Raw genomic sequence first — 11,045 nt, 5'->3', positions numbered from 1 at the left:
CAGCTGAGACCAAAGGACTTTTTAATTCCAGCCTTGCGTAGATGTTTATACATTTCCAGCTCAGAAAAAACAGAATCAAGTTCATTTGGCAGTTGATTGTATTGGCTATTTTGGTCTATCATATAGGGAGCACCTCTTCTGTATGGTAGTGTTTTCTAGTTAATTACACTATACCAAAAGAACGAGGTGTTTTTCATTTTTCATTAACATTGTCAAGTAACATAATGAAAAGGCCGCAGGCCATTAACAATCAACGTGGATCACCTACTTTATTGGTGCGAAAGTTGAGTTATGTATAATAACAAGTTAGTTTTAAACATATAAGTGCATAATTACACTATTTGCAGTATAATTTATACTATTCGGAAATTTTTTTCTTTTAATTGAGAAAGGAGGATAATTTATTATGTTACAAATATTATGTCTTTTCATTCCCATAATGGCAGCCTTCTTTATGCCTTTTTTCTTTAAGAAGATACGAAATGTACATACTGGTTGGTTTGTTTTAATAGTTCCACTCTTCTTAGTTATCTATTATTCAACTTTTATACCTGCCGTTTCAAAAGGCGAAACTGTCATAGAGCAGTTAAACTGGATACCATCACTAGGTATTTCTTTTGTATCCTATATTGATGGGTTAAGTTTGTTATTTTCATTATTAATATCAGGGATTGGAGCGTTAGTTGTTCTTTACTCTATTTTTTATTTAGATCGTAAAAGAGAACAGCTTCATAATTTCTACATTTACTTATTAATCTTTATGTCAGCGATGTTAGGCGTAGTGCAATCTGATAATATGATTACACTTTACTTATTCTGGGAGCTTACGTCTATTTCATCCTTCTTACTAATCGGATATTGGTTTAATCGTGATAAATCACGTTTTGGAGCTCTAAAGTCAATGATGATTACAGTCGCTGGTGGAATGCTTATGCTCGGTGGATTTGTTCTACTTTCTTTAATGGGGGGAACATTCTCTATACGTGCTTTAATTGAACAGGCTCCACTACTAGCAACTAATGATTTGTTTATTGTTGCATTAGTCTTAGTTTTACTAGGTGCGTTTACAAAATCTGCTCAATTTCCGTTTTATATTTGGTTACCAGATGCAATGGAAGCACCGACACCAGTCAGCGCGTATTTACATTCTGCCACGATGGTTAAGGCCGGTATTTATTTAGTTGCACGATTTACACCAATTTTCGCCTTATCTGAAGCTTGGGTGTGGTTAGTAGCAGGAATTGGTTTGTTAACACTATTCTGGGGTTCATTTTTTGCATTAAAGCAAACAGATTTAAAAGGAATTCTTGCATTTTCTACGGTAAGTCAATTAGGTTTAATTATGTCATTACTTGGTGTTAGTGCAATCGCTTATCATGTTGATGGTGCAGAAGATACTGTCTTTAAATATGCAGCATTTGCAGCGATTTTCCATTTAATTAACCATGCTACATTTAAAGGAAGTTTGTTTATGATTGCAGGAATTGTCGATCATGAAACAGGCACACGTGATATAAGAAAATTAGGCGGATTAATGAGCCTAATGCCGGTAAGTTTTACCGTTGCTATTATAGGAAGCTTTTCAATGGCCGGTTTACCACCGTTTAATGGTTTCTTAAGTAAAGAGATGTTCTTAATTGCTATGCTTTCTGTTACTGAATTTGATTTATTTAATTTCTCAACATGGGGACTTCTATTCCCAATTATTGCTTGGGTTGCAAGTGTATTCACATTCATTTACAGCTTTTACTTTGTATTTAGAACATTTACAGGAAAGCTTAAAGTAGATCAATTACCTACAAAGCCACATGAAGCACCAATTGGTATGTTAATTTCACCTGTCATCTTAGCTGGCCTAGTTGTTACAATTTTCTTTATTCCTAATATTGTAACGGATACTTTTGTAAAACCAGCTGTAGTTGCTATACAACCATTCTTATACACTAGTCCTAATGATGTCCATATTCATGTATCGGCTTGGCATGGCCCTACACCTGAATTGTTTATGACTATTGGTATAGTTGTCGTAGGTTTATTACTATTTTTAACATTATCGAAATGGCAAAAGCTATATAGTACTCTGCCTGAACGGTTTACTCTAAATCGTTTTTATGATTTCACAATAAATCAATTATTAGGTTCTTGGATGACACGTTTTTCAAAGTTATATATGACAGGTTCTATTCGAAAATACCTAGCTTATATGTTTACAGCGATTCCTGTGTTCGTCATCGGAACACTAATTGTAAAAAAAGCATTTGTATTTACATTAGAAGGTTCTTCACCTATTCATTTATATGAAATTATTCTAATTCTAGTCTTGGTAATTGGAACAATTACTTCAGTATTTGCTAGATCTCGGATTACTTCAATTATTGCATTAGGGGCAGTTGGATATACAGTCTCACTATTCTTTGTCATATTTAATGCACCTGACTTAGCACTAACTCAGCTTGTAATTGAAACAATATCAGTTGCATTATTCTTAATGGCTTTCTACCACTTACCAAAATTCTCAAAGGTAGAAGAACGTACACGTTTTAAATTTGGTAGAGCCTTTGTATCAATCGCTGTTGGAGTAATGGTAACTCTTGTTGCATTATCAAGTCACTCACAGAAGTTTATAGAATCAATATCTAATTACTACAAAGAAACCGTTTACTCTGAAGCAGGTGGAGGAAATATCGTAAACGTAATTTTAGTCGATTATCGAGGATTCGATACTTTGTTTGAAATAGCTGTATTAGCAATAGCAGGTATTTCAATCTTCGCAATGATTAAATTACGTTTGAGCAGAAAGGAGAAAAATTATGAAAGTAAATAACGTCATATTGCAATTCACTGCAAAAATCGTCTTTTTCATTATTTTCTTCTTTGCTATTCATATTTTCTTTGCTGGACATTATACACCTGGTGGCGGATTTGTTGGAGGACTTGTAACAGCAAGTGCAATTGTATTATTAATTATTGCTTTTGATTTGAATACTGTTCAACGCCTCCTTCCTATAAACTATATATATTTGGTTGCAGTTGGTTTGATTTTAGCGTTAGGAACAGCTGCAATTTCAATGTTTGTTGATCAGCCATTCTTTACACACTTTTTTGATTATTTCTATTTACCTTTGTTCGGGAAAACATCGCTTCATACTGCAGCTTTGTTTGATTTAGGTGTTTATCTGGTTGTTGTTGGTGTTACGATGACCATTATTCAAACGATAGGGGATGATGAATAATGGAAATTATTATGGCATTCGTTTGTGGATTTTTATTTATGGCCGCGATTTATTTAATTCTTTCGAGAAGTTTACTAAGAATTATTATTGGAACTGGACTTTTAAGTCATGGTGCCCATTTACTAATCTTAACAATGGGTGGATTCGGAGGAGACAACCCCCCAGTGTTAGCGGATGGTGTTACAGAATATGTAGACCCACTTCCACAAGCGTTAATCTTAACAGCTATTGTTATTAGTTTTGGTGTAACTGCATTCTTTCTAGTGTTGGCATATCGCTCGTACCAAGAGTTAAAAACGGATGATATGACTCAAATGAAAGGAAGTGAAGAACATGAATAACTTTCTTTTGTTACCTATTATCATTCCATTTTTCTTCGCAATGATTTTAATGTTTGGTCAAAAGAATTTGAAATATCAACGGATTACAACAATTTTAGGTTTATTAATATCGATTATTTGTGCATTTGCTTTATTGTTTAATGTAAAAGAAAATGGCCCTCAAACATTGACACTCGGTAGTTGGCCAGTGCCATTTGGTATTACCATGGTTTCCGATATGGTATCTGCGTTGCTAGTTTTAACAACTCTCGTAATTACATTCTTTATCGTTTGGTATGGCTTTGGTTCCATTGGTAAAGAACGTGAACGTTTTTTCTATTACCCTGGTGTAATGTTTATTCTTACTGGGGTAAATGGAGCATTTACTACAGGTGATATTTTTAACTTGTTTGTATTTTTTGAGGTACTCTTAATGGCTTCATACTTACTCATCGTTCTGGGTGGTGAAAAGACTCAACTTAGAGAATCTATTAAATATATACTAGTAAATGTAATTTCTTCTGCATTATTTGTTATTACGGTTGCTTATTTATACTCAGTCGTTGGGACATTAAACATGGCAGATATATCATTGAAAATTGCTGAAATTAACCAACCTGGAATTGTTACAGTTATTGCTGTTCTTTTCTTAATGGTATTTGGTATGAAAGCAGCTATTTTCCCGCTATATTTCTGGTTACCAAACGCCTATGCAGCACCCCCAATACCAGTACTTGCATTATTCGGTGCTTTATTAACCAAAGTTGGGGTTTATGCAATTATGCGTACATATACGCTATTCTTTACCCATGATTTAGCCTTTACTCATGACTTACTACTTGTACTAGCTATTCTTACAATCATTGCCGGAAGTATAGGTGCACTAGCTCATTTTGATGTAAAGCAAATTATCATTTATAACATTGTGATTGCAGTAGGTGTAATATTATTTGGGGTTGCTTCTATGAATGAAGCGGCTCTTGTAGGTGCAGTTTTCTATTTAATCCATGATATGATTATTAAAGCCGCATTGTTTATGTTGATAGGCATTGTGATCTATATAACAGGAACGTCAAACCTAAGGAAAATGGGCGGTTTAATGAAAAATTATCCTGCACTAGGTTGGTTCTATTTAATCGCTGCACTGGGATTAGCCGGTGTTCCTCCATTAAGTGGTTTTATCGGAAAACTTTTAATAGTTCAAGGAGGCTTCCAGGCGGGAAATACTTGGTCAAGTATTTTTATATTAGTCTCTAGTCTAGTTGTTTTACTGTCAGTGATTCGAATCTTTATTTATGCATTTTGGGGCGACCAAGGACAGATTTCCAATAATATCAATAAACAAACTTATAACATAATGTTCTTCCCTACAATTCTTTTAGTGTTGATATCTATTTTTTATGGTGTTGGTACAGAGTTGATTGTTCCATTTATCGATGATGCAGCTAACTTATTATTTGATTCGTCCGTCTATACTGATGCAGTGTTGAAAGGAGGAGAATAATATGTCCTTTCAAATATTATTAAACATATTTTTAGCTTTCCTTTTAATGTTTTTAACATCTAATTATTCACCATCAGGTTTCGTTATAGGTTACTTATTGGGATTACTCTCAATAGTTGCTCTAAGAAGATTTTTTAAATATCGTCTATATATCGGAAGAGTTTGGGCAGTTATATTATTAATTCTTCTTTTTATAAAGGAATTGATTTTAGCTAATATTTCTGTGCTAATCCTTGTTTTAAGGCCAAAATTACAAATGCAGCCTGCCTTTTTTAAGTATGATACTGAGTTAAAAGAAGAATGGGAAATAACACTGTTATCAAGTCTAATCACCTTAACTCCAGGTACAGTTGTTGTGCATGTATCAGATGATAGCAAGTCTTTGTTTATCCATGTAATTGATAGTAAGGATATTAATGAAACAATTGATTCGATTAAAAACTCCTTTGAAAAGGCAATCTTGGAGGTGTCCCGCTCATGACGTATTTTATTTGGACAGCCATCGTAATTATTGCAATATCAATGGTTGCTCTTACCTATCGAGTTGTAAAAGGCCCTACACCTTCTGATCGAGTTATCGCTCTAGATGCGCTCGGTGTCACATTAATTTGTATTGTTGGGTTATTCTCTATTTTAGTAGGTACTAATTTCTTTTTAGAGATTATTTTACTACTTGCAATTTTATCTTTTATTGGGACAGTAGCCTTCTCTAAATTTATAGAGAAAGGGGATATTATTACTCGTGACGATTCTCGCTAATAGTCTAGTCGTATTTTTTATATCAGTTGGTCTTTTGTTTATCGTTGTAACAGTAATTGGTCTTGTTCGATTACCTGATTTGTATACAAGATCACATGCTGCTTCCAAAAGTTCAACTTTAGGCGTAATGTGTATTTTATTAGGTGTATTTTTCCACTTTTGGTTAAATGAAAATCATTTTAATCCTGGAATTCTTTTAGGAATCGTATTTTTATTCATCACTGGCCCGGTTGGAGCACATATTATGAGCCGCTCTTCCTATATTGCAGGAGTTAAACCTTGGTCAGGTACAGTTCGCGATGATTTGAAAGTTGAATTTAAAGAAAAACTGAAAAATAAAAAGTTATAAATAAAAAGCGTATATACCTACTTTTTATACAGTTGAAACTTTTCAGATTAGTTTTTTTTAATTCATCAACCAGATGCTCCTTTCAGACTGTAGACAAACTCGAATTTATGAGTTTGCCTACAGTTTTTTGTCTTTTTAAATAAATTCAAATATCAAACAACATTCTAGTTTACGAAAGTTTATGAATAAGAAATCCATAATTATCTACTCTATCCTCTCCTTGATTATGGTATTCTTTCAAAGAGAGATAGTATCTTGTTGGGGGAACATTTATGAGACATTTAGTAGGATTTGCCTTCATTTTTTGCAGTGTTCCTATTCTTTTACTTTTAGGTAATAGTGTGATGAAAGAAATTTCCGTTCTTTCCACCTATGAAGAACAAATCAATGAAGAGATCCACCTTCCTGAAATTAAAAGCACCTTACCTGCAAAGATGTACGATCGTAATGGGAATATATTTAACGAGGAGTATGTAGAGTGGCGGGACCCCATTCAATTTGAAAACGTCCCAGAAATTATTAAACAACTATATATCCTTAGTGAAGATACAGAATTTTATCGTCATATAGGGTTTGATTTAGGTGCTATTGCAAGAGCCGTCGTCGTGAACTCTTCTAGTGATTCCGTCGAACAAGGTGGAAGTACCATAACACAGCAACTTGTACGTCTTCGCTATTTATCTACGGAGAAAACCTATGAAAGAAAGCTGATGGAGCTATTTTACGCATATAAATTAGAACAGCTTTACGACAAAGAAACCATTTTTGAAATGTATTTAAACGAAATATATTTTGGTAACCAAGTATATGGAATTGGCTCAGCAGCTACCTTTTATTTTCAAAAGCCGCTTGAACAATTGTCGATTGCTCAAATGACATTTATAGCAGCAATCCCTAATAACCCTTCTTTATATGATCCTTTCATTCATTTCGAAAATACAAAAGCTCGACAAGAAAGATTATTAAATACGCTAGCAGAAAATCAGGTTATTACTACAGAAGATGCTACAAAATATAAAGCCGAAAAGATTACCTTAAATGTTAAAACAAAAATTCAACAACATCCGGCTTACAGTACTTATGTATTAGATGAATTAAAATGGCTAATTGCTTTTCAAGAAGGTTTCGATTTAAAGTTGGAGCAAGCTGAAAGTGAAAAAGAACGAATGGCCATTTACAATGAGATTGAAGCCCGCTACCAAGAAGTTTTACAGTCGGGAATTCAAATTTACACAGCCCTTAATCCAAAAAAGCAATATGGTGATCAAAAGAAAATTGATTCGATATTAACTGTGAATGATTTACAAGCGAGTGCTGTCGTTGTAGATAATAAAACGCGAGAAATTGTTAGTTTATATGCAGGGAAAAATTATAAAAAGTTTGAATTTAATCGAGCTTATCAGGCTACTAGGCAGCCAGGCTCTTCCTTTAAGCCATTGGTAGTTTACGCACCATTATTTGAAACAACAAGTTATACACCTGAATCATTCGTAAGCGGTGCGCCTATTTGTATCGAAAAGTTCTGTCCTCAAAATTATGGCGGAGCAATCTACGGAAATGTAAGTATAAAAACTGCTTTTAAATATAGTTACAACACTTCCGCAGTTCGATTATTAAATATAGTTGGCATTGAAAACAGCTTCCAATATTTAGATCGATTTCAATTCAATTCATTAGTAAATGAGGACCGCTCCTATGCGGCAGCATTAGGTGGACTTACACATGGTGTTTCAACACTTGAGATGGCTGATGCTTTTAGTAGTTTTATAGATGGTAGTTACAAAAGGGCTCATAGTATACGTCAAGTAACGGATTTGGAAGGAAATGTTTTATACCAATGGCCGCAAGAAAAAGAAACGATTTGGTCCCCTAATACCGTTGAATATGTACGCACCTTACTTAGTGAGGTAGTTGAAAGTGGGACAGGTGTTGGCTTATATGCAGATTCTTCTTATATAGGAGCAAAAACTGGTACAACGAATGATTACAGAGATTTTTGGCTAGCTGGATTATCCAATGAATATACAACAGCAGTTTGGCTCGGGTTCGACCAACCAAAATCGATGCATTATCTTGAGGATGATCAAATCCATTTCAAAATTTTTAATACCATTATGAATTAACCTAAATGGGCTGTCTCGAAATCAAATTTCAAGACAGCCCACTTTTTAATTTGCAAATGGTAAACTTGCTAAAACACCATTATAAAGTTTCAGTAAAATATATAGTAATAATGATACAAAAATTGACCAAAACAATATTTCAAAAATAATGAGTCCTAACATACCGACCATCGTCATAAATTTACTCATTTTATAGATCGTATAGATAAAGTAAATAAACACTGTAATTGCAAATATCGCCATTAGTATTGATACAGATTGAATGCCAATAACAGAAAGTAATGAGCCGAAGAAGAAAATTACATATCCCCCACGTGCAACACTTATCGTTTCCCCGATTTTATCTTTCGAGAAAAATAACATTCCAACTTCATGAATTGTTTGTCCAATTAATTTTAATGCTGAAAATAACATAAAAAAGCAAAGGGATAGGATAATTAACAAAAATACCCGTAATTCTATATCCGATAAAAACTCCCTCATTCCAGAGTAAACACCTATCGAAGATAAGAAAGGTAGTAGTTGATTAACTGCAAATATCCCAAAGGATAAGCTAAATAAAATGATCGTAAATAATGGTAAATAACTATATAAATATGGATTTTTCATGTTGTATGCCTCTAAATTTATTCATTCTATCTTTAATCATAGCTAAAATTAATAAAAAAGAAATAGCTATTTGAAATAGTTTCATCCACATCTTATTTAATTGATTACTTTATTGAATAAAAGGAACATATAAAAAACACCACAGTGCGCTGACTGTGGTGTGGCAATAATATTTTTAATAATATCTGCCATGTCTTCTTCTTGGGTAATGATAGTATGGAGGGTAAGGTGGATAAGGATATGGTCTATAATAGTGTGGACGATAATAACGATTGTCTGGGTAAAGAACGTTCCCTAGAAAACCGCCTAATAATCCACCTAAGAATGGATAACCAAACCCATAACCGCCGCCTCCGTAGCCGCCGTAATAATTTGTCATACTATTCCTCCTTTTCTTTAGTAACATATGTCAGAAAAGAAGGAGTAGTTATGCTGTTGCCTAAACTATTATTACTACAATTTAGAAGCTATTGCGTTCTTTTTGTAAATCTTCAAATCGTTCTACTAATGTTGCAAGCGTTCTAACCATAACGCCTGTTCCACCTTTTGGACCAAGATCATGAGCAGATTTAGCATCGGAAGTTCCAGCGATATCTAAATGGATCCATGGTGTATTTTCAACAAATTCTCCTACAAATCCGCCACCAAATATCATATGGCCGTCACTACCTGGTGAATTATTTAAATCGGCTACATCTGATTTGCGAATTCGTTTTTTATCGCTTTCTGTTAATGGCATTCCCCAAACGAACTCACCAGTTTCGATACTTGCTTCGATAAATGCATCGAAAAATGCTTCATTATTTGAAAGAGCACCTGTTTTATCATATCCAAGTGCAGTAATGACACCACCAGTTAGAGTTGCAACGTCAATTAAATAGTTTGCACCCTGTTGTTTAGCGTATGTGACTGCATCAGCTAATACAAGACGACCTTCTGCATCTGAATTTAATACTTCAACCGTTTTGCCACTATATGTTGTAATGACATCGTCTGGCTTCATCGCATCGCTAGAAATCATATTGTCAGTTGCTCCGATTACTGCTACAACGTTTTGATCAGGTCTAAGCTCCCCGACAATTCTCATTGCACCTAAAACTGCAGCAGCACCACCCATATCACCTTTCATGCCAACCATACCTGTTTTTGGCTTGATTGAATAACCACCAGTGTCATACGTTACACCTTTACCAACTAAACCAACAACATTTTCAAAAGTTTCCTTAGCCTGATACTTTAACGTAATCATACGAGGCTCGATAGAAGATCCTTGGTTAACAGCTAAAATGCCACCCATTCCAAGCTCTTCAAGCTCTGCTTTGTTTAATATCTCCACTTCAAATCCATACTGTTCTGCTAACTGAACAGCATAATCAGCAAGGTCTGGTGCTGTAAGAAGATTCGGTGGTCTATTTACTAGGCTTCTTGCTTCATTTACTGAATCAGCATACACTTTCCCTACATTAAAGCTTGAAACTACTTCGTCGATATCTGCTTCTGTCACGAATTCAACAGTTTCAATTGTTGTATCTGGTTCATTTGAAGTTGTTTTATAGTTAGGAATTGTATAGTAACCCATTCCAATTCCTTCTGCAGAAAGAAACGAAATATCGTTTTCATCAATTGGCGCAGCAGTAAATGATTCTAACCAAATAGAAAAGCTATTTGCTTTCAATTTCTTTAATTCTTTACCAACTAATCCAAAAGTCTCTCTTAAAAGTTGTTCTGTTAATTTTTTCTGATCTCCTAAACCAACAAATAAAACCCGTTTTACATTAGAATTTGAAGTTTTTACAGGAATCTTCGTTAGTTTTTTCTGATCTGTTTGAATATCTCCTTCTCTGATCCACTCTTCTATTGAGTTTCCAAAAAACGAAATAAACTGATCCCACCCTTTAATGAGATTCGAGTTTTTTCTTACACCTACGATTAGTAATTCTGATGTAGTTGTTTCAAAAGTTTTCATGTCTTTTATCGTTTTCATTTTTGACATCTCCCCCTAATATCTCGTATTGTCAAAAATAATTTATATAAATCGCTAATAATTGTTGGTTTTACAGTCTTTTACGCAAAAAAACTTGCCACCCCCTTAATTTTGGTGTTAGTTGAGGTTACCACACACAAAACTACCCAAAAAGGAAGTGACAA

Annotated in this window: 11 protein-coding genes; 8 read left to right on the top strand and 3 right to left on the bottom strand. The window is 34.1% G+C overall.

Annotated features, from left to right (window positions below):
- Window positions 1–406: 406 nt before the first annotated feature.
- The 8 genes from ACOQFO_RS00215 to ACOQFO_RS00180 all read left to right on the top strand — a co-directional run bounded on the left by ACOQFO_RS00215 (window position 407) and on the right by ACOQFO_RS00180 (window position 8,288).
- Window positions 407–2,824 (top strand): Na+/H+ antiporter subunit A, encoded by a 2,418-nt coding sequence (locus ACOQFO_RS00215; protein ID WP_421687719.1) that lies wholly within the window; start codon window positions 407–409, stop codon window positions 2,822–2,824.
- Window positions 2,811–3,233, top strand: coding sequence for a Na(+)/H(+) antiporter subunit B (locus tag ACOQFO_RS00210; RefSeq protein ID WP_421687718.1), 423 nt, complete (start codon window positions 2,811–2,813; stop codon window positions 3,231–3,233). Before ACOQFO_RS00215 ends, ACOQFO_RS00210 begins: the two co-directional genes overlap by 14 nt.
- Window positions 3,233–3,574, top strand: coding sequence for a Na(+)/H(+) antiporter subunit C (locus tag ACOQFO_RS00205; RefSeq protein ID WP_421687717.1), 342 nt, complete (start codon window positions 3,233–3,235; stop codon window positions 3,572–3,574). The genes ACOQFO_RS00210 and ACOQFO_RS00205 overlap by 1 nt, the downstream gene beginning before the upstream one ends.
- Window positions 3,567–5,057: a Na+/H+ antiporter subunit D gene (locus ACOQFO_RS00200; protein WP_421687716.1), complete on the top strand. Its 1,491-nt coding sequence runs from the start codon at window positions 3,567–3,569 to the stop codon at window positions 5,055–5,057. Before ACOQFO_RS00205 ends, ACOQFO_RS00200 begins: the two co-directional genes overlap by 8 nt.
- 1 nt (window position 5,058) lies before the next feature.
- On the top strand, window positions 5,059–5,538 hold the full coding sequence (locus tag ACOQFO_RS00195; RefSeq protein WP_421687715.1) for a Na+/H+ antiporter subunit E: 480 nt from the start codon (window positions 5,059–5,061) through the stop codon (window positions 5,536–5,538).
- Complete coding sequence (locus ACOQFO_RS00190; protein WP_421687714.1) at window positions 5,535–5,816, top strand: Na(+)/H(+) antiporter subunit F1; 282 nt, start codon at window positions 5,535–5,537, stop codon at window positions 5,814–5,816. Before ACOQFO_RS00195 ends, ACOQFO_RS00190 begins: the two co-directional genes overlap by 4 nt.
- A complete protein-coding gene (gene mnhG / locus ACOQFO_RS00185; protein WP_421687713.1) occupies window positions 5,800–6,165 on the top strand; it encodes a monovalent cation/H(+) antiporter subunit G in 366 nt (121 codons plus the stop codon). Before ACOQFO_RS00190 ends, mnhG begins: the two co-directional genes overlap by 17 nt.
- A 272-nt stretch (window positions 6,166–6,437) precedes the next feature.
- Window positions 6,438–8,288 carry a transglycosylase domain-containing protein gene (locus ACOQFO_RS00180; protein ID WP_421687712.1) on the top strand — a complete coding sequence of 617 codons (1,851 nt, stop codon included), beginning with the start codon at window positions 6,438–6,440 and terminating at the stop codon, window positions 8,286–8,288.
- A gap of 45 nt (window positions 8,289–8,333) precedes the next feature.
- Here the strand turns inward: ACOQFO_RS00180 and ACOQFO_RS00175 are convergent, their stop codons facing one another.
- From ACOQFO_RS00175 to ACOQFO_RS00165, 3 genes are all read right to left on the bottom strand, one after another.
- Entirely contained in the window at window positions 8,334–8,897 is a 564-nt protein-coding gene (locus ACOQFO_RS00175) for a DUF5366 family protein (protein WP_421687711.1), read from the bottom strand.
- A gap of 175 nt (window positions 8,898–9,072) precedes the next feature.
- The gene (locus ACOQFO_RS00170; RefSeq protein ID WP_421687710.1) at window positions 9,073–9,276 is read right to left on the bottom strand and encodes a hypothetical protein; all 204 of its coding nucleotides are present in this window, start codon (window positions 9,274–9,276) and stop codon (window positions 9,073–9,075) included.
- Window positions 9,277–9,357: 81 nt separating this feature from the next.
- Window positions 9,358–10,881 (bottom strand): leucyl aminopeptidase, encoded by a 1,524-nt coding sequence (locus ACOQFO_RS00165; RefSeq protein WP_421687709.1) that lies wholly within the window; start codon window positions 10,879–10,881, stop codon window positions 9,358–9,360.
- Window positions 10,882–11,045: the final 164 nt, after the last annotated feature.

The organism is Ureibacillus sp. MALMAid1270 (assembly GCF_049202975.1).
GTDB lineage: Bacteria > Bacillota > Bacilli > Bacillales_A > Planococcaceae > Ureibacillus.
The sequence above is the reverse complement of the archived record's forward strand: the minus strand, read 5'-3'. Positions and strand labels throughout refer to the sequence as shown.